This window comes from Lysobacter enzymogenes (genome assembly GCF_900106525.1).
GTDB classification, from domain to species: domain Bacteria; phylum Pseudomonadota; class Gammaproteobacteria; order Xanthomonadales; family Xanthomonadaceae; genus Lysobacter; species Lysobacter enzymogenes.
Window position 1 is genome coordinate 51,174 of record NZ_FNOG01000003.1, and the last position, 25,664, is coordinate 76,837.

23 protein-coding genes are annotated in these 25,664 nt (G+C 67.7%); 16 read left to right on the forward strand and 7 right to left on the reverse strand.

Features of this window, described 5'->3' with window-relative positions; translation table 11 throughout:
• Positions 1-99 precede the first annotated feature (99 nt).
• Together BLU84_RS26250 and BLU84_RS27085 are read left to right on the forward strand one after the other, a co-directional pair.
• Positions 100-738 (forward strand): ankyrin repeat domain-containing protein, encoded by a 639-nt coding sequence (locus BLU84_RS26250; RefSeq protein WP_139174812.1) that lies wholly within the window; start codon positions 100-102, stop codon positions 736-738.
• Between the two features lie 101 nt (positions 739-839).
• Complete coding sequence (locus BLU84_RS27085) at positions 840-989, forward strand: hypothetical protein (RefSeq protein WP_170849121.1); 150 nt, start codon at positions 840-842, stop codon at positions 987-989.
• Here the strand turns inward: BLU84_RS27085 and traD are convergent.
• A complete protein-coding gene (gene traD, locus BLU84_RS07925; protein ID WP_074864926.1) occupies positions 976-1,305 on the reverse strand; it encodes a conjugal transfer protein TraD in 330 nt (109 codons plus the stop codon). The genes BLU84_RS27085 and traD overlap by 14 nt on opposite strands.
• Before the next feature lie 409 nt (positions 1,306-1,714).
• On the opposite strand from traD, the gene BLU84_RS07930 reads away from it, so the two are divergent.
• The 3 genes from BLU84_RS07930 (at position 1,715) to BLU84_RS07940 (ending at position 5,565) form a co-directional block, all read left to right on the forward strand.
• On the forward strand, positions 1,715-3,367 hold the full coding sequence (locus BLU84_RS07930; RefSeq protein ID WP_074864929.1) for a MobA/MobL family protein: 1,653 nt from the start codon (positions 1,715-1,717) through the stop codon (positions 3,365-3,367).
• A gap of 450 nt (positions 3,368-3,817) precedes the next feature.
• The gene (locus tag BLU84_RS07935; RefSeq protein WP_139174814.1) at positions 3,818-4,450 is read left to right on the forward strand and encodes a DUF5677 domain-containing protein; all 633 of its coding nucleotides are present in this window, start codon (positions 3,818-3,820) and stop codon (positions 4,448-4,450) included.
• Between the two features lie 380 nt (positions 4,451-4,830).
• The gene (locus BLU84_RS07940) at positions 4,831-5,565 is read left to right on the forward strand and encodes a DUF6988 family protein (protein WP_139174816.1); all 735 of its coding nucleotides are present in this window, start codon (positions 4,831-4,833) and stop codon (positions 5,563-5,565) included.
• A gap of 348 nt (positions 5,566-5,913) precedes the next feature.
• Here the strand turns inward: BLU84_RS07940 and BLU84_RS07945 are convergent, their stop codons facing one another.
• Entirely contained in the window at positions 5,914-6,456 is a 543-nt protein-coding gene (locus BLU84_RS07945; RefSeq protein WP_074864938.1) for a TetR/AcrR family transcriptional regulator, read from the reverse strand.
• 70 nt (positions 6,457-6,526) lie between these two features.
• Here BLU84_RS07945 and BLU84_RS07950 point away from each other — a divergent pair, with 70 nt between their 5' ends.
• Positions 6,527-7,540: an NAD-dependent epimerase/dehydratase family protein gene (locus tag BLU84_RS07950; RefSeq protein WP_211664512.1), complete on the forward strand. Its 1,014-nt coding sequence runs from the start codon at positions 6,527-6,529 to the stop codon at positions 7,538-7,540.
• On the opposite strand, the gene BLU84_RS07955 is transcribed toward BLU84_RS07950, so the two are convergent.
• Both BLU84_RS07955 and BLU84_RS07960 read right to left on the reverse strand, forming a co-directional pair.
• Complete coding sequence (locus BLU84_RS07955; RefSeq protein ID WP_074864943.1) at positions 7,529-7,924, reverse strand: hypothetical protein; 396 nt, start codon at positions 7,922-7,924, stop codon at positions 7,529-7,531. The two genes, BLU84_RS07950 and BLU84_RS07955, sit on opposite strands and share 12 nt — an antisense overlap.
• Before the next feature lie 103 nt (positions 7,925-8,027).
• Entirely contained in the window at positions 8,028-8,813 is a 786-nt protein-coding gene (locus BLU84_RS07960) for a TSUP family transporter (RefSeq protein ID WP_074864946.1), read from the reverse strand.
• 487 nt (positions 8,814-9,300) lie between these two features.
• Between BLU84_RS07960 and BLU84_RS07965 the strand changes: the two genes are divergently transcribed.
• The 3 genes from BLU84_RS07965 to lnt are packed head-to-tail and all read left to right on the forward strand — an operon-like array spanning position 9,301 to position 13,604.
• Positions 9,301-10,389 (forward strand): SGNH/GDSL hydrolase family protein, encoded by a 1,089-nt coding sequence (locus BLU84_RS07965; protein ID WP_074864949.1) that lies wholly within the window; start codon positions 9,301-9,303, stop codon positions 10,387-10,389.
• Between the two features lie 25 nt (positions 10,390-10,414).
• On the forward strand, positions 10,415-11,113 hold the full coding sequence (locus tag BLU84_RS07970; RefSeq protein ID WP_074864951.1) for a hypothetical protein: 699 nt from the start codon (positions 10,415-10,417) through the stop codon (positions 11,111-11,113).
• Positions 11,114-11,162: 49 nt separating this feature from the next.
• Positions 11,163-13,604, forward strand: a complete 2,442-nt coding sequence (lnt, locus tag BLU84_RS07975) for an apolipoprotein N-acyltransferase (RefSeq protein WP_074864954.1) — start codon at positions 11,163-11,165, stop codon at positions 13,602-13,604.
• Between the two features lie 45 nt (positions 13,605-13,649).
• On the opposite strand, the gene BLU84_RS07980 is transcribed toward lnt, so the two are convergent.
• Positions 13,650-15,074, reverse strand: a complete 1,425-nt coding sequence (locus BLU84_RS07980; RefSeq protein WP_074864957.1) for a serine hydrolase domain-containing protein — start codon at positions 15,072-15,074, stop codon at positions 13,650-13,652.
• Positions 15,075-15,286: 212 nt separating this feature from the next.
• Between BLU84_RS07980 and BLU84_RS07985 the strand changes: the two genes are divergently transcribed.
• Positions 15,287-16,705 carry an amino acid permease gene (locus tag BLU84_RS07985; protein WP_074864960.1) on the forward strand — a complete coding sequence of 473 codons (1,419 nt, stop codon included), beginning with the start codon at positions 15,287-15,289 and terminating at the stop codon, positions 16,703-16,705.
• 27 nt (positions 16,706-16,732) lie between these two features.
• On the opposite strand, the gene BLU84_RS07990 is transcribed toward BLU84_RS07985, so the two are convergent.
• Complete coding sequence (locus BLU84_RS07990) at positions 16,733-17,038, reverse strand: hypothetical protein (RefSeq protein ID WP_074864963.1); 306 nt, start codon at positions 17,036-17,038, stop codon at positions 16,733-16,735.
• Positions 17,039-17,852: 814 nt separating this feature from the next.
• Between BLU84_RS07990 and BLU84_RS07995 the strand changes: the two genes are divergently transcribed.
• Both BLU84_RS07995 and BLU84_RS08000 read left to right on the forward strand, forming a co-directional pair.
• Positions 17,853-20,375, forward strand: coding sequence for a TonB-dependent receptor (locus BLU84_RS07995; protein ID WP_074864966.1), 2,523 nt, complete (start codon positions 17,853-17,855; stop codon positions 20,373-20,375).
• Between the two features lie 300 nt (positions 20,376-20,675).
• Complete coding sequence (locus BLU84_RS08000) at positions 20,676-21,200, forward strand: CinA family protein (RefSeq protein ID WP_074864968.1); 525 nt, start codon at positions 20,676-20,678, stop codon at positions 21,198-21,200.
• Between the two features lie 350 nt (positions 21,201-21,550).
• Here BLU84_RS08000 and BLU84_RS08005 read toward each other — a convergent pair whose 3' ends face one another.
• Positions 21,551-22,522 (reverse strand): bifunctional helix-turn-helix transcriptional regulator/GNAT family N-acetyltransferase, encoded by a 972-nt coding sequence (locus tag BLU84_RS08005; RefSeq protein WP_074864971.1) that lies wholly within the window; start codon positions 22,520-22,522, stop codon positions 21,551-21,553.
• 115 nt (positions 22,523-22,637) lie between these two features.
• Between BLU84_RS08005 and lexA the strand changes: the two genes are divergently transcribed.
• The 4 genes from lexA (at position 22,638) to recX (ending at position 25,612) form a co-directional block, all read left to right on the forward strand.
• Complete coding sequence (lexA, locus tag BLU84_RS08010; RefSeq protein ID WP_074864975.1) at positions 22,638-23,300, forward strand: transcriptional repressor LexA; 663 nt, start codon at positions 22,638-22,640, stop codon at positions 23,298-23,300.
• The gene (locus BLU84_RS08015) at positions 23,297-23,536 is read left to right on the forward strand and encodes a hypothetical protein (protein WP_139174818.1); all 240 of its coding nucleotides are present in this window, start codon (positions 23,297-23,299) and stop codon (positions 23,534-23,536) included. The genes lexA and BLU84_RS08015 overlap by 4 nt, the downstream gene beginning before the upstream one ends.
• A gap of 36 nt (positions 23,537-23,572) precedes the next feature.
• Positions 23,573-24,601, forward strand: a complete 1,029-nt coding sequence (recA, locus tag BLU84_RS08020; RefSeq protein WP_074864980.1) for a recombinase RecA — start codon at positions 23,573-23,575, stop codon at positions 24,599-24,601.
• Between the two features lie 510 nt (positions 24,602-25,111).
• Positions 25,112-25,612 (forward strand): recombination regulator RecX, encoded by a 501-nt coding sequence (recX, locus tag BLU84_RS27725; protein ID WP_074866442.1) that lies wholly within the window; start codon positions 25,112-25,114, stop codon positions 25,610-25,612.
• The last annotated feature ends 52 nt before the right edge of the window (positions 25,613-25,664 follow it).

Sequence of the window (25,664 nt, forward strand, 5' to 3'; positions counted from 1 at the left end):
CGGTGAGTTCGCATCGCATCGACATTATGAGAACCAATTCTCATTGACCTAGTTGGAGAGTCGCCTTACCACAGAGGCTCCCCCCAACAGGTTGTCGACATGCCCCAGAAGTTGTTCCCTTCGATCTTGCATATCGCCTCACCCTCGACGTCGGAAACGGTCGGTAGCGTTCCCGTTGTGACTTCCCGCTTCCGGTCCGGACACCAAGGCCGGGCGCGAGCCAAGCACGCCTTCCGTTTTCCCGTGGGCCGCCTGGCTCAATTGACAGCGCGACTTAGTGTGCCTGAAGGCACGCATCCGAACCGTGTTCCTGACGATGAGCCTTGGAAAGAAGCGCATCGCAGGATGACCGCCGCGACACAAGGCATCCTGGACCCGGAACTGCAGGCGAGAGCTCGCAAGCTCGTGTTTCCCCACCTCCATCACGCGTGCATCCGCGGCGATGTCGATCTGGTGAGGGCGCTGCTCGATCAAGCACTGGAACCGGATATGTATCCGTGCGCCACGGAGGAAGACAATGAGCCACCGCTGGTCTGGGTGACGCAGGCACGGCTGACACGTCGGACCTGTCCCGACCAACTGCTCGCTGTGGCTGCTTTGCTCTTGTCTCGTGGCGCAGGCGTCGACAAAGGAACGGTGCCCCCGCTGCACTACGCGTTGGAAGGAAGGGACATCGAGATGATCGAGTTACTTTTGGGCTCAGGGGCTGACAGCTCCCTCGTAAAGAAACGGGGTTGATCGAACATAGGGCAGCCTTTGGCTGCCCTGATGTTGTCAGACGGGGCGTCTCGTCGGCGAGCCTCGCTATGCGAAAACGCGTTGCTACCGCGAGCGTCGACGTGTCGCAGGATGCCGGACTTTCCGTGCACGGCTACCACCAGGACAGCCCTTTGGCGGAATTCACCGCCATTCCAGTTGGGATGGCGCGGGCTGAGCAGTCCAAGCGGCTGGCCACCGCTCAAGGTCGTGCCCTGTTCATTCGTAATTGAGGGCTTTGAGCTCGCGACTTTGTGCGATGAGCCAATCCGTGCCTCGTTTGCGATAGGCCTCTCGCTTTGCGGGATCCAGTGCGCTCGCGCGATAGGCCAGCAGCACCCCGAAGATCTCTTCGGATGGCAGCTTCGCGACCCCCGAATCGATAAGCGCCGCGCCGAGCGCCATCTTCCACTGCGTTTCCATGCGTCGCTGCGTATCCCGGATTCGCTCTGCCTCGCGCTGCTTCCTGACCAACTGGCGCGCCGTGAGATGCGCCAGACGCTGCGTTGATCGTTGGATCTGGTCGCGGTATTTCTCATCAATGCTCATGTGTTCTTCTGCTTTGTGGGGCCATACATCCAAGCAAACAATCGATAGCGGTCAAGCGGGATCAACGTTTTTTTCTGCGTGCAGTATCGAGAATAGATTCTTCCCAGGGCTTTGCATATCGAGTGTGCGAGCGAGTGCGCGCGCAAGGATGTGCTACTAATTTTTGCTCATCTTGCGCATTGGCGTGTGCAGAAAAGTCGCAACGTAGCTCGCAAAAAAGTGGGGATAAAACGAAGCAAGAGCGCACATATGCGTCCCCGCGGGACTGCGCGCGCGAGGGGTCTTCGCCCCTCGACCCCGACTGCTGCGCAGTCGCCCCCGATGCTTGACCCGCCTGGGGTCATCGCTTGGCTCTGCGCGCCAAAAGCCTGAAAAAAGAGGTGCGGGAACACCTCAAAGGAGCAGCGAATTGGCCATTTATCACATCCGAATTAAAGTCTTCAAGCGTTCGGCGGGACACAGCGTAATCGCAGCCGCGGCGTATCGAGCGGGGCTTTGTCTTCTTGACCGAGTGACCGGTATCCGCCATGACTACACCCGACGCAAACATGTCGTGGCCAGCCTGAACTTGGCGCCGCAAGGTGCGCCCGAGTGGGCGATGGATCCGACACGGGTCTGGCAGGAAGCCAACAGTGCGGAGCGCCGCGTCGATGCCTGTCTGGCGCGGGAATTCGAGATCTCTCTGCCCCACGAGCTCACCGATGCTCAGCGGTTGAAGTTGGTGGAATCGATCGCGAACGCGCTGATCGAAAAATACGGGTTCGCGATCCAGGCGAGCATCCATGCGCCCGATAAGCCGGCAGGGCTCAACCACCATGTCCATATCCTCGCTACCACCCGGCGGATTGATGAGTTTGGCTTTGGTAAGAAGACACGCGAGCTCGACGGCGGCAAGGAAGGGGGGCGGCAAGTCTATTGGGTTCGTGCCATGGTGGCGGGCAAGATCAACGAGCATTTGAAGGCTGCGGGGCTGTCCGAGCGTGTTGATCACCGCAAGCTCAGCGCTCAGGCCATGGACGCGCTGCAGCGCGGTGATCTGGTGGAGGCGGCGAAACTGTCCAGGCAGCCCACTCAACATCTGGGACGGGCGGCGACGGCATTGCACAAGCGTGGCGAGCTGTCGAAGAGGCAGCGGATCAACGACGGCATTGCCGAAGCGAACCGGGCCAGGATCCAGGCGCTCATGGGCAGGCTGGGGGATTCACTTCCGGCCCGAGCACCTGCATCGCAAGTCCAGGCGGTAGTGACAGGGACCCAAGTCATCGACCCGTCGGTTGCTGTTACGCAGGCGGTCTTGGCTGCATCGTTGAAGGCAGGCAAGCTGACGGTGGGCGCTTCAACGCGGCCTGCGGCGTCCAAGACTGGGAACAAGAAGCAGGACGCCCTGGCCGCGGAGCGGCGGGAGCGGGAAGACGAGATCGAACGGCTGCTGCTGGAGGCTCAGCGCATTTGGCAGGAGGGGCTGAATGAGTCTTTGCGCACGGCGCTGGCCGGCAACATGGCCATCCTGTTCGAGATCAAGCCGCTCATTCGTCAGTATGGGCACCTGTATACCTTCGCGTCCGATGTGAAACAGTTCCATCAAGCGATCACTCAGGCCGAACGGGATAGGTCGCGTTTTCGGCGCCGGATGGAAGCGTGGGGCCGGGCGCGCGTGAAACTGAGCCATGCGAAGGCCGATCTAGACGATTTCGATGCCAAGAACCCCCGTCCAGGCTTGTGGAGCAGGCGCGAATGGGCGGAACGACGGCGCGCGCGAGCCACACGGCTTGCACATCGACAGCGTGATTGTGACCGGGCCTTCAAGGCCACGGATCCCGACGCACAAACGCGGTATAAGCGGCAGTCTGACGAAAGCCTGGCGACGCTTCGTAATGTCGGCAAACGTTTTGCAGAAAGGTATCTGTCTGGTTTGGGCAACCCGGAGCCCGCTCAAAGCGCACCGGTCGAACCGTCCGCTGAGGAAGAGACTCAGCTTCAGGTCTCGAAGAGGCGTGGCCGCGGTTCTCGTAGGCCAGGCGTGTCGCAACCGCTGCCGCGGGGACCTCAAGTTCCGAAGTGACTGGCCTCTTTACAACCAACTGTAAAGCTGGCCCTATAGAGAACACCCAGCCGAATAGCGGCGTGGTTGCTCTTGAGCGTTGGTCTATCGAGGGACTTTGTGCTAAGTGCCTATTATTAGAGCTGAGTTCGCGAGCGGCAGGGCGGATTGACGATATTTTTAAAGCCTCAGCTATTCGGGATTGTATCGAGTATTCCCGCCCAGGAGCGTTACGCGACGTCAATAGGGTGGGGCACCAATGCGATCAGTTGAACCGTGTGTCTCATCCCTTTGTCTTGATTTGGGTGGTTGTATTGGGGCGTTCGGCGCAGAACCGTAAGACTCGCTCCGAACAGAGGTTCCTTACGCGCAGGTAACTGAAAGTCCTCGTCGCACTGAAAACGAACTTGTAGGTCGACGGCTGGGCATTGTTTGCAATTTAAATCAAGCATCTTACAAAGGAATGGAGAAATGAAAGAAGAGGACTGCTTGTCATCCGCTTTGAGGGACTGGATCAACAAGTCGGAGAGTTTCGTGGCAGAGCAGCGAGATGGGCTGCGTATAAGGCAACTTGATGCTGCGCTGGCTCACTGGTTGGAACTAATTTCGTCGGCGAAAGGTGTTGAAATTCTTAGCGACAATGGTTTGGTGCTTCCAGCGGCGGCGATGGCCCGGCTTTGCGCTGAGCACCTTTTTGCACTGGGTGCCATTCTGAAGGATCCTAATGTCGCGGCCTTGATGCTGGGTAGCTCGAAGGAGGAGTTCAATAAGGCGTTGAACGCCCTAAAGGCTGACACTTCTTCTCTTGAACTCCTTAGTGATGAGGTCAAGGAGGAGTTGAGAAATAAATCAGCGATATCTGACCCCGAAAAAAAATCGCTGAAAAGCAGTCAATTCGAGTTGGCCCAAAAAGCCGGCCTTCAGTCTATCTACAACACGCGCTATCGACTGTTATCAATGGTTGCGAGTCATGCGACGGCTCTCTCAATAGGTGAGCAAGAGCAGCATGTCGTTATGCTTCACAAAGTGGCCATTCCAAGCACCATCGAGTTCCTGCAGGAGGCAATGGTGCAAGTTGCAGATGCGCTTCAGACTAACCAGTGACCTGAGCATCGATCGCTTTTCTGCAAAATCCTGGCTGAATCGTCCAGGTTTTTGTAGGCACTCGTCAGTTGTTGCTGCGCGCCGCTTTTCAAGCTTTTGGTGACAGGCCGTCGTTGGAACTGTGCCGTCGGTTGGGAGAATGAGGCGTGGGTCATAGGCGCGCCTGGATGCCTCACAGCCCAGCTCGATGCCCTGAAGGTCAAACCTTCCGGCCTTCTAGCCTATGCGTCTGCGATAGCTGAGTTTTGGAGAGTTTTGCGGTGGGCACTGACACGTTCGAAGATCCGGTGGGGACCCAAGCAGCAATTGCTCTGCGTTGAATTCACGAGGTGCTGGTCTGGCCAGGCACGGCCAGCTCTTGGTTGATGTGGAGGTATCAGATGGCTGAGGGCGGAGCGGCGACAGAAGTTTGGCCTGTCTGGCTTCAGGACCAGCGTGTTCAACGGGCGCTCGAATGGGCAGATCATGTGCAGCGCTGGATCAAGATCAATCTTTATGGTCTGGTGCTACATGCACCGGACCCTGACCACATGGCGGCGGTGGCCTTTGCGGTGGTTTATGAGCACCAAGCTTCTGCCGCTCTCCTCGTAAGGCATGGACTGCTTGGGTCTGCAACAGCTTTGATGCGTCCGTCCTTCGAGGTGTTCGTGCGTGGTCTTTGGCTGCAATGGGCCAACGATCAAGAGCTCGCTCACTTTCAGAAGGGGCACGACACGGCGGTCCCAGAGAAGATGATCTCCAAGGTGGTTCAGCGTTCCGGTGTCCAGCGATACGCAGATTTGTTAGACACCTGGAGTCGGTCTCAAAAGACCATGCATGGATATGTCCATCACGGTTATCAATCCCTGATCCGCCTCTCTGGAATCATCGATACACCGCCTGAGGAGGTCGTGGATCTGTTGGGATTCAGCACCTCAATGGCTCTCCATGCGTCCCTGGAAACGGTGGACCTAGCCGGCAGGCGGGTTCCAGAGGACGAAGTGGCGACACGGCCGCAGTGGGTCGCAGACAAGCAATTAGAGATCGTCGCCATGTTGCGCGCCATGGGGTTGGTTCAGATGTTGGGCAAAGCAGCTCCCACTCCTCCCACCTTTGCGGATGACGATGCGAGTTAGGTGGACGTATTTGTTACTTCTCTTAAGCCTCGGCGCTATATACGACAACGGGCAGGTCTATGGTGCGTCGACTGTAGCCCCGGTGTAGCCCCAGGCCAAAACTTCGCGCAAAAACCCTTAAAAGCAGCCAGAAAACTTAAGCACAGATGTATTGCTTCATCAGCGGGGTGTGCTCGTCGGAGCTCTTTGCGCCGCTGGGTTTCTGGCTTTTCTGCATTTGACTCATGTTTTTGGAGCGCTGCGGCTCGGCGAAGCGCGCGCGAGGGCGGATGGGCGAGGCCGGGTGGGGGACGATGCTGCCGCGTCAGTTTGCCGTGTAGCGCCGGCCTGCGGCCAGCGCCGGCGCGTTCAGACCGGTTTAAGCACGGCGGCGACGACCGCCTGGTAGAGAAAATCTGCGGTGCTGCGGATCTGCGCCGGCGCCATGCCCTGCATGAAAAGCGCCTGCACGCCCGAGGCGGCGGCCCACATCGCGTCCGCGGCGACCTGCGGTTCGACCTGCAGGCGGCCCTCGTCGTGGAGGCGTTCGAGGTAGCCGCGCATCAGCTCGAAGGATTCGCGGGTGACCGACGGGTCCGCGCGCGCGGCCTCGATCATCAGGCGGAACAGGCTGGGGCGTTCGAGGCCGAAGTCGGTCCAGTCCCGCCAGCCCTGGCCGAGATCGGTCAGCGCATCGCTGCTGTGCCGCTGCGCGCGCTTCATGACCATGAACTCCGCGATGCCGCGATCGACCAGCGCCCGCACCAGCCCGTTCTTGTCGCCGAAGTGGTGGTACAGCGTGGGCGCGGTCACCCCAGCCGCCTGGCAGACCGAGCGGGTGGTGACCGCCTCGGCGCCGTGTTCTTCGAGCAACCGGGCGGCCGCGTTCAGGATTTTTTCTTCAGTGCTCATGGCCGGCCTCTTGCATTCGCCAAGTATAGCGGTGATATAGTCCGCGTCCCGACTATAGCGGTGCTATACGATGAGCCCTCACTCGATGAAGCGCGTGTTCCTGACCGGCGGGTCCGGTTTCCTGGGCGGCGTCCTGATCCAGCGCCTGCGCGCCGACGGCGTCGAGGTGGTGGCGCTGGCGCGCAGCGCTGGGTCCGCCGCCGCGGTGGAGGCGCTCGGGGCCCAGGCCTGCCGGGCCGGTCTGGGCGACACCGCGACGATCGCGGCCGCCATGCGCGGTTGCGATACGGTCTTCCATGTCGCCGCCCATTTCACCGAGTGGGACACGTATGCCGCCTTCCACCAGGCCAATGTCGCCGGCACCGAGTCGATGCTGCAGGCGGCGCGCGAGGCGGCGGTGCCGGTGTTCGTCGCCGCCGGCGCGGCCGGCGTGGTGATGGGGCGCCCCGAACCCATGCTCGGCATCCGCGAAGACCGGCCGCTGCGCTTTCCGCGCTGGGCGCCGTACACCGCGAGCAAGGCCGTCGCCGAGCAGCGCGTGCGGCAAGCCGACGGCGACGGGTTCAGGACCGTGGTCGTGCGTCCGCCGATGATCTGGGGCGCCGGCATGCCGATGCTCGACGAGATGCTTCCCCTGGTCGAAGCCGGCCGCTTCGCGCTGCCGGGCGACGGCCAGCACCTGATCTCGACCGCGCACGTGCGCAACGTCGCCCATGCGTTGGTGCTGGCGGCCCGGCACGGCCGCGGCGGCGAAGCCTATTTCGTCAGCGATGGCGACGACATCGCCTTCGCGCGCATGGTCGCCGACCTGCTGGCGGTGCGCGGCTTGGCGCCGGTCGAGCGGACCGCGCCGTTCGCGCTGGCCTGGGCCGCGGCGTCGGCGATGGAACTGGTCTGGCGGACCTTGCGCCTGCGCTCGAAGCAGCCGCTGACCCGGCAGATGCTGCGGATGATCGGCCAGGCGTTCACGCTCGACGATGCGAAAGCGCGCAGCGAACTGGGATACGCGCCGATCGTGCGCCGCAGCGAAGGACTGGAAGAGATGCACCGGCACGCGCGGCGCGCGGCCGATTCACTGCGCTGAGCGGGCGAGCGTGGCCGCAAGCCTGGATTGCAATCGGGCCAGCGCGCCGGCGAGTCGGTGGTAATGCTCGACGCCGGCCGACATTTCGCCCAGGACGGCGAGGATGGCGTCGACGTCCGCCGCCGTTTCGTCGACTGCGCCCGCGGCTTGCGGTCTCGCGCAAGCGGCGGATGCGTTCCTTAGCCGCGCCGGCAGTTCGCGGTAAGCGCCTGCGATGCGCATGAGCCGGTCGTAAGCCGGCTTCACGGCTGCGCGCTCGTCGAAGTGCAGCGCGGCGTCGAGGGCCAGCGCGCTCGCTTCCAGCTCGGCCAGGAATCCGGCCACTTCGTCCTGGATCGGTTCGCTCTCCGGCGTTTCGCCTGCAGCGGTCGCTTGGTCGGTCATCGATGGGCGCGCTCGGGTTGCGGAGGGCGGCGCACAGCTTCGCGCCGCAGGCGCGGCGGCGCAATCGGCGGCGTGGCGGCCGGTAAAACGCTTGCCCGCGATTTCAAAACAGGCCCAGCACGAACCGGGTCAGGGGATTGGCCGGGTCCGACAGCAGCTTGGCGGTCAGCAGCAGCGACATCGCCAGCAGCAAGGGGCGGATCGCTTTGGCGCCGATGCGCAAGGCCAGGTGCGCGCCGAGCTGGCCGCCGAGCACGCTCGACAGCGCCATCAGCAAGCCCAGGGTCCACAGCACCTTGCCGCCGATGATCAGCGCGATCAGCGCGGCGAGGTTGCTGGACAGGTTCAGGAACTTGGTATGGGCGGTGGCCGAGACCAGGCCCATGCCGAACAGCGCGACCAGCGCCGTGGTCAGGAACGCGCCGGTGCCGGGGCCGAAGAAGCCGTCGTAAAAGCCGATCGCGGCGACGAAGCCGATCAGCGCCGCCGGCCCCAGGCGGCTGTGCCGGTCTTCTTCCGAGGCCTTCGGCGCCAGCGCGAAATAAACCACCATCGCGATCAGCAGCACGGGAATCAGGCCGCTGAGGAAGGCCGGGGACACGCGCTGCAGCGTCCAGGCGCCGACCGCCGAACCCGCGAACGCGGCCAGGGCGGGCTTGAGGAAGCGGCGGAAGTCGATCCGTCCTTTGCGCGCGAACGCATACACGGCGCTGGCGGTGCCGAAGCTGCTTTGCAGCTTGTTGGTGGCGATCGCGGCGACCGGCGGGATGCCTGCGGCCATCAGCGCCGGGATCGTCAGCAGGCCGCCGCCGCCGGCGAGGGCGTCGATCGTGCCCGCCACGAACGCCACCGCCATGAGCAGCGCAATCACCTCGATGCCGAATTCCATTGCTTCTGCTTCACCTGAAAGCGATTGCGCGGCATCGGAGTCGAAGCGGCCCCGCGCATTATGGAGGAGCGCGGCGGTGCGCGCTCGGCGCTCGCCCGGGGCGCCGGCGCGTTCGATCGCACATCGCCGGGGCCGTGCCCGGCCGCCGCGGTTGCGAGGGCGTGTGCGAAAACGTGATGCAGCCCGGCGCGGCTGTTGCAGCGCACATTGCGTCGCCGCGAAACCGTACGCTAGCGTCCGGGGGCGGCAGAAGCGACGCCGCGCGCTGCAGGCGGTCCGTCGTCGAGACGGGTCGCAGATCCATCGCGATCATCTGGTTGCGGTCGCGCTTTTCGCGGCCGAATCCGTCGCGGCCGTGGTTGTCACAAGCTGGACTTGTCGTGAAGCGAGCCTGCGTACCGGGTTTGCCGTGTACCGCTGTTCTGCGTTTTCTCATCGGGCGCCCGCGGGTGTCCGCCGCGCGCATCATCTCGAAGGGGAATTAAGGATGAAGTCTTCGTTCCGCACCAACGCGGGGCGGCTGATCCCGGCTGCCGCGCTGCTCGCGCTGTCGGTTCCGGCCATGGCCAGCACCCTCAACCAGAACGTGTCGTGGACCGTCGACCGGTCCGGCACCACCGCCAAGTACCGGGTGGTGGCTTACGGCGATTCGATCTTCGCCGGCTACAACGGTTCGATCAGCAACGCGGCCAAGTATTCGGCGCCCACCGTCGATGCCGAGTACCTGTCGGCGCGCTGGAACGCGGATATCGAAAGCGTGCGCCGGGCCAAGTCCGGCGCGGTGGCGCGCGATGTCTACGAGAACAAGATCGTGGCCGAGCGTTCCTACATGCAGGACGCCTCGACCCGCGTGGTCAGCTTCGAGATGTGCGGCAACGACGGCCTGCAGGCGCGCAGCGCGTTCAAGTCGCAGACCGGCACCTGCGACTACAGCGGCATGGACGCGGCGATCAATTCCTGCAAGACCTACGTGGCCGCGGCGATGGACTACATCAACGCCAACGCCCACGCCAACACCAAGTTGAAGATCGTTTCCAACCTGTACTACCCCGGCTACGCCGCCGACAACGTGCAGAGCTCGTGCAAGGACGCGTCCACCGGCCAGACGGTGAACATGCGCGACCGCTTCCTGCCGGCGATCGCCAAGATGAACTACTGGATGTGCGAATACGCGCGCCAGAAGGGCTTCAAGTGCGCCGACAGCTTCGCCCAGTACATGGGCGCGGACTACGACAGCAACGGCGACGGCCAGATCGATTCCGACGCGCTGCGCTACGTGGCCGGCGAAACCGAGGCCAGCTACGTCACCCGCACTGCGGTGACGCTGCGCGCGACCTTGCGCGACGCCAACACCAAGTTCGTCGCGTCCTCCAGCTCGTACGACTACATCCAGTCCGACGACACCCATCCGACCTACACCGGCGGCACCGTCTCGGCCGGCCTGTGGGGCGGCAGCACCGGCACTGGCGCGTCGCGCTATCCCAGCATCAGCAACGGCCGCAACCCGATCTGGAACCAGTACGGCCACGAGCGCATGGGCTGGGCGCTGTCGGTCTATCAGCCGGCGAACCCGTGACGCAGGTGCGGCGGAGCATCGGCTCGTGAGCGAACGCCGCCAGCAAGACGCCTCGCCGTCCCGCGCGGACGGCGAGGGCCTGCGCGTCGTCGCCAAGACGCCGCCGCCGCGCAGCGGACGGCGGCTGGGCGCGGCCTGCGTCGCCGCCGCAGTGGCGGTGACGCTGGCCGGATGGTGGCTGCAGCCCGATTCGGTGCGCGCGGCGGGCATGGCCGGCAAGGAAGTGCAGCGCGATGGTTTGGCTGCGGCCGGCGCCGCGCCCAGCGAGCGCGCGGCCGAGGCGGGCCCGGCGGGCCGCGCGCCCGCGCCGGGTTCCGGGCCGCAGCCCGCGGCGCAGGAGCCGTCGATGCCGAGCAACGATCCCGACGATTTGGCCGCGTACTTCCGCCCGGGCGATCCCGAACCCACCGGCGCGCAAGTCATTAGCGCCTTGCAACAAGCCGGCGTGCGCACCGGCCTGGGCGCGTTCAACCCGCCCGGCACCAGCCCGCCGCTGGCCGGGCTGGCGGTGCCCGAGGATTTCGAACTGCCTCCGGGCTATGTCCGCCACCACCAGGTGACCGACGAAGGCGTGCCGATCGAGCCTGTGCTGATGTTCGCGCCCGGCTTCGTCCTGCTCGACGCGCGCGGGCGGCCGCGGGCGATGCCGGAGGACCGGATCGTGCCGCCGGACCTCGCGCCGCCCGGGCTGCCGCTGCGGCCGATCCGGATTCCCCCGCACTGACATCGCGACACGGAGCGTTTCGACTTTGATCCAGGAGCGGTGGTCTTCTGTGCGCTGGCGCAGCTTCGCCGGCATCTTCGCCAGTGCGATTTTGTTCGGTCTGTACGCCCGCGGCGGCGTTGCCTGGGTCCTGGGCTTCGTCGCGCTGGTGCCGTGGCTGCTCACGCTGCAGCGCGACGCGACGATGCTGCGCGCGCTGGCCAGCGGCGCGTTGATGAGCGTCGCCTTCGTGGCGGCGGTGTTCTATTGGTTCGGCGCGGCGATCGGCGCCTACCTCGGCATGGGCGCGGCCAGCGCCACCGCGGTGATGCTGTTGCTGGCGCCGGTGCTGCAACCGCAGTTCCTCGCCTTCGCGCTGGTGCGGCAATGGGCCGGGCGTCGTTACGGGGCGGTGTTGCGCGCGCTGGCCGCGGCGTCGGCGTGGGCGGCCTGCGAATGGCTGGCGCCGAAATTGTTGGGCGATACGCTCGGACACGGCCTGTATCCGTCCGCCGTATTGCGCCAGGTCGCCGACCTCGGCGGCGCCGCGGGCCTGAGCGTGTTGCTGCTGCTGGTCAACGAAGCGCTGGCGCTGGCCGTCGAGCAGCGCCGTCGCGGTGCGCGCGTACTGGCGAAGCCGCTGGCGGCGGCCGCGCTGATCTTCGCCTGCATGGCCGGCTACGGCCTGGCCCGACGCGCGGCCCTGCAAGCGCCGACGCCGCCCGCGCCGACGCTGCGCGTGGCCATGATCCAGGCCAGCATCACCGATTACGAACGCCTGCGCCGGCAGATCGGCGCGTACGCGGTGGTGCGCAAGGTGCTCGACACCCACTACGCGCTGTCGGCCTCGGCGATCCGCGACCACGGCGCCGACGTGCTGTTGTGGTCGGAAACCGTGTATCCCACCAGCTTCGGCCATCCGCGCAGCGCCGACGGCGCCGAGCTGGATCGCGAACTGCAAGGCTTCGTCGAGCACGCCGGCGTGCCGCTGGTGTTCGGCACCTACGACCGCGACGCGGCCGGCGAATACAACGCCGCCGCCTTCCTCGAACCGGGCCGCGGCCTGCTCGGTTTCTACCGCAAGACCCATCCGTTCCCGCTGACCGAATACGTGCCGGCGTGGCTGGACGGCCCGTGGCTGCGGCGCGCGCTGCCGTGGACCGGCGGCTGGCGCGCCGGCGACGGCGCGCGGGTGCTGCCGCTGCGCAGCGCCGACGGCCGCGAGGTCGAGGTGGTGCCGCTGATCTGCCTGGACGACGTGCATCCCGACCTGGCCATCGCCGGCGCCCGGCTCGGCGCGCAGGCGATCATCGGGATGTCCAACGATTCGTGGTTCACCGACTACCCGATGGGCGCGCGTCTGCACTTGGCGGTCGCGGCGTTCCGCAGCATCGAGACGCGGCTGCCGCAGGTGCGCGTCACCACCAACGGGCTCAGCGCGATCATCGACGACAGCGGCGAGGTGTTGGCGAGCACGGCGACCGGCGATCAGGCGGTGCTGACGGCCATGATCAGCGCGCGCGATCCGGCGCCGACGTTGATGGTGCGCTGGGGCGACTGGGTCGGACGCGCGGGTGCGGTGTTGCTGCTCGCCCTGGCCGCGCTGTCGCTGTGGCGCGCCTCGCGCCGCCGCGCCGCCGCCGCGCCCGCAATGCAAGCCACCACGCTCGATGTGGTGGTGCTGACGCCGCTGTGGCGGACGCTGGCCGCCGCGCTGAGGCTGTGCGCCGGCGTGGGCCTGCTGTGGCTGGCCTACGACATGATCGCGCGCATCGGCTTGCAGATTCAGTCGCTGGCGCAGTTGCGGCTGTTCGCCGCGGCGGTGGTCGCGCCCGCGCTGGCCGCGTGGGCGATCGAGCGCGCGTTCGCCGCGCAGGCGCGCATCGAGGGCGCGACATGGGTGTTGGAGCAACGCCGGCAGCGCATCGAGCTGCCGCTGGCGTCGCTGGCCGCGCTGCGGCCCTGGCGCATCGCGCTGCCGCGCAGCGGCGTCGACCTGCGCCTGGCCGCGGGGCCGTTGTGGACGCGCAGCATCGCGCTGGCCGGTCCGCGCGCGTTGCAGCGCCTGCTCGCCGCGAGCGGCGCGCCGATCGGCTGGGAAGGCCGTTTCGCCGCGGCCTGGGCCGACTTCGTCCAGGCCCGCGCGGACGCGCGCCGGCCGCGGCTCGATCATGGCCTGGTCAAGTTCGCATTGTTCCCGCTGCTGCTGGCGCTGGTCGCATTCCGCCTGCATCAGGTCATCGCCTTCGGCGGCACCTTCGGCGAGTACTACAGCTACGGGCTCGGCGCTTACCTCAGCGGACTGCTGATCTGGTGGGCGTCGTGGTCGATCGGTTTGATGCTGTTCGCCGCCGTGCTGCGGGCCGGCATCGAAACGGTGGCCGCGCTCGGGTTCGCATTGCGCCGAACCGATGCGGCGGCGTTGCGCGACGCGCTGGAATGGCTCGGCCGCGTGGCGTTCTACCTGGGCGTGCCGGTGTGGCTGGCGTGGCGGTTGCTCGGCGCGCAGTAAGCGCGCGCCGCCGCGCTGGAGCGGCGCGCGCGATCTCGGCGCGGTTCAGTCCTGCGTGTCGGAAAGCGCGGTCTGCCGCTGCCGCGCGGCCTGCGCCGCGTCCGCATCGCCGTTGGCCTGCAAGGCGTCGGCCAGACGCTGCCAGGCCTTGGCCGAGCGCGGGTACAGCCGGGTATTGAGCGCGAACACCCGCAGCGCGGCCTCCAGGCCGCGGCTCTCGCGCAGCGCGGCGGCGGTGTTGTCCAGAGCGCGCTCGCGCTGCGTGTCGTCGAGGCTGCGGTCGGCGCGCAAGGCGGCGGCGAACGCTTCGGTGCGCGTAGCGTCCTGCGCTGTCAAGGCGAAGCCGGCGACCCGCCCGGACAGCGCCTGGGCCGGGAAACGCCGCGGCGACAGCGCGCCGAGCAGATCGTCGACCAAGGTGCGCGACCACACGTTGTGCGCGCTGCCGTTGGTCAGATAGACGACGGTGTAGACATCGCGGTCGAGCGAGGCGCCGAACAGGATCCGCGCCCTGACCACGGTGCCGCCGTCGTGGCCGACGTTGCGGTAACGGCCGCTGTCGCCGCTCTCCCAGCCGGTGAGGAATTCGCCGCGCTCGCCGTCGGGCAGCGTCATCGGCCGCCAGAACTTCAGCAGCGCCGACTTGGATACCAGCTTGCCTGCGGCGACCGCGCGCAGGAACGCGGACAGATCGCCGCGGCTCATGTACAGCGAGCTGTGGCCGAGCGCGTAGTCGGGCCAGGCCACCGCGGGCATCGGCTGCGCGCGGCCGTCCTTGCCCAGATACGCCGGGACCGCCGCGCGCGCCGGCGGGTCGACCCGGCCGAGATAGGTATGGCGAAGGCCCAGCCGGGCCAGGATGCGTTCGCGAACGATCTGCGGATACGGCCGGCCGTACTGGGTTTCCAGCAGGTGCAGCAGCACCACGTAGTTGGTCTGGGTGTAGCGGCTGCGGCTGCCGCTGGCGAATTGCATCGGCTGGGCGGCGGCGTAGTCCAGCGCAGCATGCAGGGTCGCGGGAAAGCGCGCCGTGCCGTTCATCTGCGCCGGGCTGTAGTACTCGGCGACGCCGGAGGTGTGGTTGAGGAACTGGCGCACGCTGATGGCTTTCCACACTGGCGGCAAGTCGCTCAGGTAGTCGCTTGCGGGGCGGTCCAGGTCGATCCGGCCGTTCTCGGCCAACTGCATGACCAGGGTGCTGGCGAACAGTTTGGCGATGGAGAACACCTGGAAGACGTCGTCGTCCTCGATCGGCTTGGCGCTGTCGAGGTCGCGCACGCCGCGGGTGGCCTGGAACAGCGGTTTGCCGTCGCGCGCGATCTCCACCGACTGGCCGACCGTGCCGTAGCGCTGCTCGGCGATGCGCAGTTGCCGGTTCAGCCGCGCGGTCGCGCCGTTGTCGGCCGCGCCGGCGAGCACGGGCGCGCAGGCGAACAGGCAGAGCAGGGCGCGGCGCAGACGTCGGTTCATGGCGGGGCGGTTTCCAGGTTGCGGCAGCGTCGGCGCGTCGGCACCGGCGCGGCCATCCTAGCCGATGCCCGCGCGCGCGCCGGCGCGGCCTGCGCTGCGCGCCGCTGCGGGCCGATTGTGCGGATATCCGCATCCGACCCGCGCAAGCGCGACTAGTCCGCCGCGCGATGCGGGTGCGAGCATCGCCCGGACCTTCGCCGCCGGGAGCTTCGATGAACCTCAGCGCTCGCTTGTTGCGCCGCAAATCGGTCGAGCAGTTGCAACGCCAGGCGCAGGCGCGCGGCGAGCTGCAGCGGGTGCTGGGGCTGTGGCATCTCACCGCGATCGGGCTGGGCGGGATCATCGGCGTCGGCATCTTCGTGCTGACCGGCACCGTCGCCGCCGGCCAGGCCGGACCGGCGGTGGTGCTGTCCTTCCTCATCGCCGGGGTCGCCAGCGCGGCGGCGGCGCTGTGCTACGCCGAGTTCGCCGGGCTGATCCCGGTCTCCGGCAGCGCCTACACCTACGGCTACGCGGTGCTCGGCGAGTTCGCCGGCTGGCTGATCGGCTGGGACTTGCTGCTGGAATTCGCGCTGATCGCCGCGGTGGTGGCGGTGGGCTGGTCGGGCTATGTGCAGGCGCTGCTGGCCGCGGCCGGGGTCGAGTTGCCGCTATGGGCGCGCGGCGCGTACTTCGGCGACGTGCCGGGGCAGATCGTCAACCTGCCGGCGGTGTTCGTGGCGCTGGCGATCACCGCGCTGCTGGCGTTCGGCACCCAGGCCGGCGCGCGCTTCAACACCGTGGTGGTGGCGATCAAGATCGGCGCGGCCGCGCTGGTGATCGTCGCCGGCGCGGCCTTCGTCGACCCGGCGCGCTGGCAGCCGTTCATGCCGTTCGGCTTCGGCGGCGTGGTCGCCGGCGCCTCGATCGTGTTCTTCGCCGTGTTCGGCTACGAAATGATGACCACCGCGGCCGAAGAGGCGATCGACCCGCAACGCGACCTGCCGCGCGCGGTGGTGCTGTCGCTGGCGATCGCGATGACGCTCTATGTCGGCATCTGCCTGGTGCTGACCGGGATCGTGCCCTACGCCACGCTCGACAACGACGCGCCGGTGGCCAACGCCTTCGCCGCGATCGGCCAGCCGCGGGTGATGGTGGCGATCTCGCTGGCCTCGGTGTGCGGGATCACCAGTGTGATCTTCGCCAACCTGATGGCCGGCGCGCGGATCTGGTTCGCGCTGGCGCGCGACGGCCTGCTGCCGCGCTGGTTCGGCCAGACCCATCCGCGCTGGCGCACGCCGTGGCGCACCACCTGGCTGATCGGCGCGGTGGCGGCGCTGGCGGCGGGGCTGTTCACCCTGGAAGAGCTGGCCAAGCTGGTCAACATCGGCGTGCTGTGCGCGTTCGTGGTGATCTGCAGCGCGGTGCTGGTGTTGCGCCGCACCCGGCCCGAACTGGAGCGGCCGTTCCGCACCCCGTTCGCGCCGTGGGTGCCGCTGATCGGAATCGGCTTTTCGCTGTGGCTGATCTCCGGCCTGCCGTGGGTCACCTACGAGCGTTTCGCGCTGTGGCTGCTGATCGGCTGCGCGGTGTACTTCGGATACGGTATCCGCCACAGCAAGCTGGCGAGCGCGCCCGCCGACGCCGGCTGAGCGCGGCGCGCGCGCGCCATAGCGCGCTCAGCGCTGGCCGCTGGCGGCGTGGCCGGCTTCGGCCGCTGGCGCGGCGCCGGGCGCGGCCTGCGCCGCTTCGACGGCTGCGGCGGCGGGCGCGACGGCACGGTGCGCATCGCGGCGGGCGCCGCGCGCATCGGCGGCGACGCCGGGCTTGCCCGCGCGGCACGGCTTGGCCGGCGCGACCACGGCCGTGCGCAGCATGTCGCGGGCGTGGCAGGACGGCAGGAACGCGGCCGCGAGCAGGCAGGCGCCGGCGATCAGCGCGGCCGCGGTCGGTGGCGTAAGCGCTACGCCGAGAGTCGTTTTCATGCGATACCGAAGTAGTGGGGCGGAGCGGCGCCGGGGCCGCGATGCGCGTTCGAACGCGCTTATGCGTCTATGGTGCGGGCGTGCTGCGGATGCGGCATGTGCGGAACGTCCTCCCCCGGGCCGCAGCGCGGAACGCGCGCGAAGCCCGGCATTGCACGCCAACGGCGGCGGCGCTGCCAGCTAGGAACGACCCTAGTGGGCGTGCGCGGCGCGGGGCGCAATGCAGTGGAGCGGGGCATTGCGGTTGCGTTCGCGCCGCGGCGGTGCGCATCGCGGTCGGCGACGATCGCCGCGCCGGCATGGCGCGCAGATTCCTCCCGCGTTCGAGCGGACCTCCTTCGCGCGTTCGAATCGGTAGCCGGCCGCCGGGCGTTCGGTGTCGCGTACCGCGCATCGGCGCGTCGTCCGCAGCGACCTGCGAGCCTGCATACGCGAGCCAAGCCGCAACCCGCGCGCATCGCTCCAAGCGCATCGCCCAAGACGCGAACCGACGATCCCAGGCATGACCCCGCGGACAGCGGACCGCGCCGGAGACCGCATTCGCAGGCTTTTTCCGAACGTTCGTTCGCAAGCTCGCCGAATTGTTTGCCGGAACAAAGGTGCTGCGACGCCGCATGACGGCTGGCTTTGTCATGCTAGTTTTCCGTCCATACCGCATCCCGCGCAGTACGGCCGTCTTCCCCCGCCGATCGCGTATACGTCGTGGATGCCCCGTGCCAAGGAACGCACGCGGACGGCGCAACCTGCCGCGCCGTCGTGAGACATCGAAGTCCAACGGTTTCGCCGCAACACCGTCAAAAGAGGGGAATGCCTGATGCTCGCTCGCCCGCTGGGTCGCAAGACCTTGTCGTTTGCTGTCGCCTTGAGTCTGGCCGCGTCGGCCGCCGCGCATGCGCAAGCGCCCGCCGCCGCCCAGGATGAGGAAGCCAAGACCCTGGCCGGCCTCACCGTCACCGCGCAAAAGCGCGAGGAGGCGATGCAGGATGTGCCGATCTCGATCACCGCCTTGCCCGAGCAATTGCTGCAGGACACCGGCGTGCGCGACATCAAGGACGTGCAGCTGCTGGTGCCCGGGCTGACCGTCAGCAGCACCCAGAGCGAGGTGCAGACGGTGGCGCGCATCCGCGGCATCGGTACGGTCGGCGACAACGCCGGCCTGGAGTCCTCGGTCGGCGTGGTCATCGACGGCGTGTATCGCCCGCGCAACGGCGTGGGCTTCGGCGACCTCGGCGAAGTCGAGCGGATCGAAGTGCTCAAGGGCCCGCAGGGCACGGTGTTCGGCAAGAACACCTCGGCCGGCGTCATCAACGTCATCACCCGCCGGCCCGACTACAACACCAAGGTCGAGGGCGAACTGACCATCGGCGACTACGGCGCGGTCGGCGCGGCCGGTTCGTTCAACACCGCGCTGGGCGAGAACGCGGCGTTCCGCATCTACGGCGCCAAGCGCAAGCGCGACGGCTTCACCGATGTGGAAGTCGGGCGCGGCCCGCGCGGCGAGCGCGAGGACGGCGACCAGAACTTCCACACTTTGCGCGGGCAGTTGCTGTTCGAGCCGACCGAAAACCTCGACATCAACCTGATCGCCGACTACAGCAGCCGCGAGGAGAACTGCTGCGTCGGCCTGACCACGGTGCGCGGCCCGACCTCGGCGATCATCAACGCGCTGGTCGGCGGCGTCGGCGTGGCGCCGGCGGCCGATCCGTTCGCGCGTCGCGCCTGGAGCAACCGGCCGACCACCCAGGACATCAAGGACAAGGGCGTGTCGGCCGAGATCAACTGGATCACGCCCTGGTTCGGCGGCGCCACCTTGACCTCGATCACCGCCGCGCGCGATTGGCAGGCGATCAACGGCCTGGATTTCGACTTCACCACCGCCGACATGATCTACCGCAATCCCGACCCGGACGAATCGCTGACCGGTTTCAAGCAGTTCAGCCAGGAACTGCGCCTGACCGGCGCGACCGACAAGTTGGATTGGATGGTCGGCCTGTTCTATTCCGACGAAGACCTCAAGCGCCACGACTCCTACAGCCTGGGCAGCGCCTACGAGCCTTACTTGTCGACTGCGGTGCTGAGCCAGATCGCCGCGCGCTTCCCGGCCGGCGTGGTCAACACCGCCAACGCCGCGACCTTCCTGTCGCAGGCCAGCGGCCGCCCGTTCGGCAGCAACTTCGGCGGGCTCGGTGCGCTCGACCGCTACCAGCAGAACAGCAAGAGCGTGGCGCTGTTCACCAACAACACCTGGCACGCCACCGACAAGCTCGATTTCACCGTCGGCCTGCGCTACACCAAGGAAAACAAGGAACTCGACTCGGTCTATTCCAACCCCAACGGCGGCCTGGGCTGCGGCGCCGCGCTGGCCAATCCGGCGCGGGTCGGGCAGGCGCTGGCCGCGCGCGGAGTACCGCTGGCGGCGATCAGCACGCTGGTGCCGCAGGTCGTCGGCTTCATGTGCCTGCCGTGGGCCAACGCGCTGCACAACGGGAGGGTGACCAGCCAGGAGCGCGACGAGAAGGAATGGTCGGGCACGCTCAAGGCCGCCTACCGCTGGAACGAGCACGTCATGGGCTACGCCTCGGCCGCGCGCGGCTACAAGGCCGGCGGCTTCAACCTCGACCGCGTGCAGTCCTCCAACGGCCTGTCCTCGGGCACGGCCGGCATCGCCCCGGTCAACGACACTTCGTTCCCGGGCGAGTTCGTCGACAGCTACGAGCTCGGCACCAAGACCACCTGGGCCGGCGGCAACCTGCTGCTCAACGCGACCTTGTTCCACCAGACCTACAGCGACTTCCAGCTCAACAGCTTCCTCGGCACCAGCTTCGTGGTGCGTTCGATCCCCAAGGTGCGTTCGCAGGGCATCGACACCGAAGTGCTGTGGCAGACCGGGATCAAGGGCCTGATGCTGCAGGGCGGCCTGATGTACGCCGACACCCAGTACGGCAAGGATCCGCTGCCCGACGCCGACCTGGCCAAGCTGCCCGGCGCGCGCGCCAGCTTCGCGCCGCTGTGGTCGGCCTCGGCGGCGGTGACCTATCAGTGGGACTTCGGCCCCAGCCTGATCGGCCGCTTCAACATCGGCGCCAAGTACTCCTCCGAGTACAACACCGGCTCCGACCTGGACCCGGAAAAGGCCCAGCCCGCCTACACCGTGGTCAACGCGCGCGTGGGCGTCGGTGCCAAGAACCGGCGCTGGATGGTCGAAGCCTGGGCGCTGAACCTGTTCGACGAGGAATACACCCAGGTCGGCTTCGACGCGCCGCTGCAGACCGGCTCGTGGAACGCCTTCCTCGGCGCGCCGCGGACCTATGGCGTGACCTTGCGGGTGAGTTACTGAGCCATCGGATAGGCGAGGAGTGCAGCCGCGCGCGGAGCGTGCGCGGCTGCCGTCGGCGCCGGTCGCACCTTGCCGTTTCGCTGCGAACGGCCACCCCGCGGTCGCGGCTTGCGCCGCTCCTACAGGCAGATCGCAAGCCTCGGCCACTCGCTGTAGGAGCGGCGCAAGCCGCGACGCGGCCAACTCAGCGTCCGAAGCACCGCCTGCAACCGACGAAACCGCACACCGCCGCACCACCGCGCACACCCGGCCGACCCACCCGGCAAAGCCCGCGCCGCAACGCCCGTTATAGTGGCGCCCATGAGCGCCCACACCCCCGCCATCGCCCCCGCCGAAACCACCGACGCCGCCCTGGATGCCCTGGCCGCCCGGATCGGCGAAACCGCCCGCCGCAACCACCACATGCTGGTCACCGCCGAGAGCTGCACCGGCGGCTGGATCGCCAAGACCCTGACCGACATCGCCGGCTCCTCGGCCTGGTTCGAATGCGGCCTGGTCGCCTACAGCTACGAAGCCAAGCAGGCGCTGTTGAGCGTGCGCCCGCAGACCCTGGAGCAGCACGGCGCGGTCAGCCGCGAAACCGTGATCGAAATGGTCTCCGGCGCCCTGGCCAACACCGGCGCGACCCTCGCCGTCGCGGTCACCGGCATCGCCGGCCCCGGCGGCGGCACCGAGGACAAGCCGGTCGGCACGGTCTGGGTCGCCTGGAAGCGCCGCGGCGGCTACCCGCGCGCCGAAGCCTTCCACTTCGACGGCGACCGCGAAGCGGTGCGGCGGCAGACCGTCGCTGCTGCGCTGCAGGGCCTGGAAACGCTCGCGTCCTGATCCTGGAGCGGGCGCGCAGTTCCGCGATCCCCTGTAGGAGCGGCGCAAGCCGCGACCGCGCTGCGGCAAATCGCGACGAACCCGAAACGCAGCGGCGACTACGCCGGCTGCGGCCCTGCCTCGGCTGCCGAGACGGCCGCGTCGCGGCTCGCGCCGCTCCTACAGGGCGCCATCGCAAGTCCGTGATCTACCTGTAGGAGCGGCGCGAGCCGCGACCGCGCTGCGGCAGATTGCGACGAACGCAAAACGCAGCAGCGACCACGCCGGCTGCGGTCTTGCCTCGGCTGCCGAGACGGCCGCGTCGCGGCTCGCGCCGCTCCTACAGGGGGCGCCCGAACCTGCGCGGTGGCTCAATCCAGCGAACGCTCCCAGATCTGCCCGACCAGATCGTGGCCGAAGCTGTGGTGCGGGTTTTCCTCGACCAGCACGAACCCGAAGCCTTCGTAGATGCGTCTTGCCGCGACCAGGATGTCGTTGGTCCACAAGCGCATGCGCGGATACCCCGCCTCGCGCGCGAAGCCGATACAGGTTTCCACCAAACGCCGCCCCACGCCGAGCCCGCGCGCGCGCGGGTCCACCAGCAGGCAGCGCAACTGCGCGACCGCCGCATCGTCGGCGTTGGCGACCACGAACACGCAGCCGACCCGCTCGCCGTCGATCTCGGCGATCCAGCAGCGCTCGCGCGCCGGATCGTGGCCGCCGGCGAACTGCGCGAACAACCGCGCCACCAGCGCTTCGAACTCGCCGTTCCAGCCGTATTCGTCGGCGTACAGGCGGCCGTGGCGTTCGATCGCCCAGCCGATGTCGCCGATGCCGTACTCGCGCACGCGCAGGCGCTGCGGCGCCGGCAGCGCATGCGCGGTCAGCGCGCGCTCGGCGTCGGCGATCGCGCGCAGCAGGCGCTCGCGGTCCAGCGGCGACAGCGTCGCCAGCATCGCCGCGGTGGTCTCGTGCGAGCGGCGGTCGAGCACGGCGAAGGCGGCGCGGCCGGAACCGGTCAGGCGCAGCGCGAAGCTGCGCGCGTCGTGCTCGCTGCGCTGCTTCTCGACCAGGCCGGCGTCGACGAAGGCCTGCACAATCCGGCTCAGATAGCCCGCGTCCAACCCCAGGGTTTCGCCGATTTCGCGCGCCGCCACCGGCTCGCGCTGGGCCAGTTCGAACAGCACCCGCGCCTGGGTCAGGGTGTAGGGGCTGTCGAGCAAGTCCTCGCGCAGCACGTCGATGCGGCGGGTGTAGAAGCGGTTGAAGGCGCGGACGGCGTCGACCTGGGCGGGGGCGATCGGCTCGGGCGCGGCGTGGGCGGACGCGGACTCGGAGTGCATGGCGGCGGCGCGCTGGGGACGAGCGGGCAGGGTGCGGCAGGTATTTGACTGAGTCAACCAATTTGCGGACGAACGGCCTTGCTCACCCTGCTTGTTAGTAGTAATACTACTAACCATGAGCCTGACCGACACCCAGCAAGCCATCCTCGCGCTGATCGCGGAACGGATCGACGCCGAGGGTTTCCCGCCGTCGCAGACGGAGATCGCGCGCGCCTTCGGTTTCAAGGGCGTGCGCGCCGCGCAGTACCACCTCGAGGCGCTCGAGGCCGCCGGCGCGATCGAACGCCTGCCGGGCCGGGCGCGCGGCATCCGCGTGTTGCAGCCGCCGCCGCAGGCGCAGCGCGAGCTGGGCCTGGTCGCCGCCCCCGCGCAGACCCTGGACGAGGACGCGCTGCGGCTGCCGGTGCTCGGCCGGGTCGCCGCCGGCGCGCCGATCGGCTCGGCCGCCGGCGTCGAGCCGGACAACTACGTCCTGCTCGATCGCAACATGTTCTTCCCGTCGCCCGACTACCTGCTCAAGGTCAAGGGCGACTCGATGCGCGACGAGGGCATCTTCGACGGCGACCTGATCGGCGTGCACCGCACCCACGACGCGCGCTCGGGCCAGATCGTGGTCGCGCGCATCGACGACGAGATCACCGTCAAGCTGCTCAAGATCGGCAAGGACCGCATCCGCCTGCTGCCGCGCAATCCCGATTACGCGCCGATCGAAGTCCTGCCCGACCAGGATTTCGCCATCGAAGGCCTGTATTGCGGCCTGGTCCGGCCCAATCGTTGAGCGCCGCCGCGATGGACTGCGCCCGCCCGTTCGACCGCTACGGCAGCGCGCGCGACTGCGCCGCGGTGGCCGCCGCCGACGCCGCGCTGCGCGGCCTGGACGAGGCGATTTCCGCCGCGCTGGCGCGGGGAAATCCGACCCCGGCACCGGCAACCGCCCGGCAGCGCACGGCCGCTTCGACGGATAATTTGGCTCTCGGCGCCACGGTCTCAGCCTCTGCGATACGCGCCCTCTAACGTATCCCCACCACGACAGACTTAAGGAACACAGCGATGGACGAGAACAAGAAGCGCGCGCTTGCGGCGGCCCTGGGCCAGATCGAGAAGCAATTCGGCAAGGGCTCGGTGATGCGCATGGGCGACCGCCCGGTCGAGGCCGCCGAGGTCATCGGCACCGGCTCGCTGATGCTCGACATCGCTCTGGGCATCGGCGGCCTGCCGAAGGGCCGCGTGGTGGAAATCTACGGCCCGGAATCCTCCGGCAAGACCACCCTGACCCTGCAGGCCATCGCCCAGTGCCAGAAGAACGGCGGCACCGCCGCCTTCATCGACGCCGAACACGCGCTCGACCCGATCTACGCCGGCAAGCTCGGCGTCAACATCGACGACCTGCTGGTCTCCCAGCCCGACACCGGCGAGCAGGCCCTGGAAATCGCCGACATGCTGGTGCGTTCGGCCGCGGTGGACATGGTCGTGATCGACTCGGTCGCCGCGCTGACCCCGAAGGCCGAAATCGAAGGCGAAATGGGCGACCAGCTGCCGGGCCTGCAGGCCCGCCTGATGTCGCAGGCGCTGCGCAAGCTCACCGGCAACATCAAGCGCTCCAACACCCTGGTGATCTTCATCAACCAGCTGCGCATGAAGATCGGCGTGATGATGCCGGGCCAGAGCCCGGAAACCACCACCGGCGGCAACGCGCTGAAGTTCTACGCCTCGGTGCGCCTGGACATCCGCCGCATCGGCGCGATCAAGAAGGGCGACGAGATCATCGGCAACCAGACCAAGATCAAGGTGGTCAAGAACAAACTGGCCCCGCCGTTCAAGCAGATCGTCACCGAAATCCTCTACGGCGAGGGCATTTCGCGCGAGGGCGAGCTGATCGACATGGGCGTGGAAGCCAAGCTGGTCGAGAAGTCGGGCGCCTGGTACAGCTGCGACGGCGAACGCATCGGCCAGGGCAAGGAAAACGCCCGCCAGTACCTCAAGGAAAACCCCGAAATGGCCCAGCGGCTGGAAGCGAATCTGCGCGAGAAGTTCGTGCCGGCCGAGGCCTCGCGCGACGAGGCCGCCGGCGAGGATTGATCCTCGTCGGCCAGACAGCGAATCGTCTTTGCAATGAGTTCCGATCGGGATGACGGACGGCGTCATGGTGGTGACGCCGGCGACACGGCCGGGCAGGGTGGCGAGCCCTCGCCCGGCCGTGGAGCGGTACGTCTGAACGATCTGCGCGCGCGCATGCGCGCCATCGAAACAGGGAGCCGGTCCGCAGACGCGGATCGGCCGTCCCGTGAGTCCTCGCGCTACGAAACCGCGCTCCCTATCGATGCGGATGCCCCGGATCCCGGGCGACTCGCAGGGCAGGGCGGAGATTCGACCAAGCCCCGCGAACTCGCGCCCGAATCGGTCCGCGATCCGCAAGCGCCAGCGCCCCTGCCTGGCCGGCTCAGCGACGACACCAGCCACCCCGGCCACGCTGCCGAGCCGGCCTGTCCCGCAGCTGTCGACGTCGCCCCGCCAAAAGGCGATCTCACCTCCGCGCAAAACACCCCCGAAACCGCCTTCGAACACCCGTTTGCCGACGGCGACGGCCACCTGTTCGACCAAAGTACTAGTGGCCCCTCGCGCCGCGAGCGCCGCCGCGCGTCGCGCGAGCAAAGCCCGACCCAGCGCGCGCTCGGCCTGCTGGTCCGGCGCGAACATTCGCGCAAGGAACTGACCCGCAAACTGACCTCGCGCGGCCTCGACCGCGAGCAGGTCGTCGATGCCGTCGACCGCCTCGCCGAAGCCGGCTGGCAGAACGACGAACGCTTCGCCGAAACCCTGGTCCGCAGCCGCGCCAACAATGGCTACGGCCCGGTCCATATCCGCGCCGAACTGGGCACCCACGGCCTCGACGGCGAGGCCATCGCCGCGGCCATGGCGGCCTTCGAAGGCGACTGGCTGGAGAACGCCCGCGACCTGCTCCGGCGCCGCTTCGGCGAGGACTACGGCGACGACCCGGCGCGGCGCCGCAAGGCCGCCGATCTGCTGATACGGCGGGGCTTTGAGATGGAAACCGTTCGTATCGCCAGCCGTTCGTACGCGCCGGACTGAACGTTCAGGCACTTTTACGGTAGAGCCTTGCGCACAAAGGCCTCCGGCCTGC

Coding starts and splice junctions, on each gene's coding strand:
- lexA (WP_074864975.1), top strand. CDS start 22,638: ATGAGCCTGACCGACACCCAGCAAGCCATCCTCGCGCTGATCGCGGAA.
- BLU84_RS07980 (WP_074864957.1), bottom strand. CDS start 15,074: ATGAACCGACGTCTGCGCCGCGCCCTGCTCTGCCTGTTCGCCTGCGCG.
- BLU84_RS26250 (WP_139174812.1), top strand. CDS start 100: ATGCCCCAGAAGTTGTTCCCTTCGATCTTGCATATCGCCTCACCCTCG.
- BLU84_RS08005 (WP_074864971.1), bottom strand. CDS start 22,522: ATGCACTCCGAGTCCGCGTCCGCCCACGCCGCGCCCGAGCCGATCGCC.
- BLU84_RS07990 (WP_074864963.1), bottom strand. CDS start 17,038: ATGAAAACGACTCTCGGCGTAGCGCTTACGCCACCGACCGCGGCCGCG.
- BLU84_RS08000 (WP_074864968.1), top strand. CDS start 20,676: ATGAGCGCCCACACCCCCGCCATCGCCCCCGCCGAAACCACCGACGCC.
- BLU84_RS07940 (WP_139174816.1), top strand. CDS start 4,831: ATGGCTGAGGGCGGAGCGGCGACAGAAGTTTGGCCTGTCTGGCTTCAG.
- BLU84_RS07995 (WP_074864966.1), top strand. CDS start 17,853: ATGCTCGCTCGCCCGCTGGGTCGCAAGACCTTGTCGTTTGCTGTCGCC.
- recA (WP_074864980.1), top strand. CDS start 23,573: ATGGACGAGAACAAGAAGCGCGCGCTTGCGGCGGCCCTGGGCCAGATC.
- traD (WP_074864926.1), bottom strand. CDS start 1,305: ATGAGCATTGATGAGAAATACCGCGACCAGATCCAACGATCAACGCAG.
- BLU84_RS07955 (WP_074864943.1), bottom strand. CDS start 7,924: ATGACCGACCAAGCGACCGCTGCAGGCGAAACGCCGGAGAGCGAACCG.
- BLU84_RS07945 (WP_074864938.1), bottom strand. CDS start 6,456: ATGAGCACTGAAGAAAAAATCCTGAACGCGGCCGCCCGGTTGCTCGAA.
- BLU84_RS07985 (WP_074864960.1), top strand. CDS start 15,287: ATGAACCTCAGCGCTCGCTTGTTGCGCCGCAAATCGGTCGAGCAGTTG.
- BLU84_RS07950 (WP_211664512.1), top strand. CDS start 6,527: ATGAGCCCTCACTCGATGAAGCGCGTGTTCCTGACCGGCGGGTCCGGT.
- BLU84_RS07965 (WP_074864949.1), top strand. CDS start 9,301: ATGAAGTCTTCGTTCCGCACCAACGCGGGGCGGCTGATCCCGGCTGCC.
- BLU84_RS07960 (WP_074864946.1), bottom strand. CDS start 8,813: ATGGAATTCGGCATCGAGGTGATTGCGCTGCTCATGGCGGTGGCGTTC.
- BLU84_RS07935 (WP_139174814.1), top strand. CDS start 3,818: ATGAAAGAAGAGGACTGCTTGTCATCCGCTTTGAGGGACTGGATCAAC.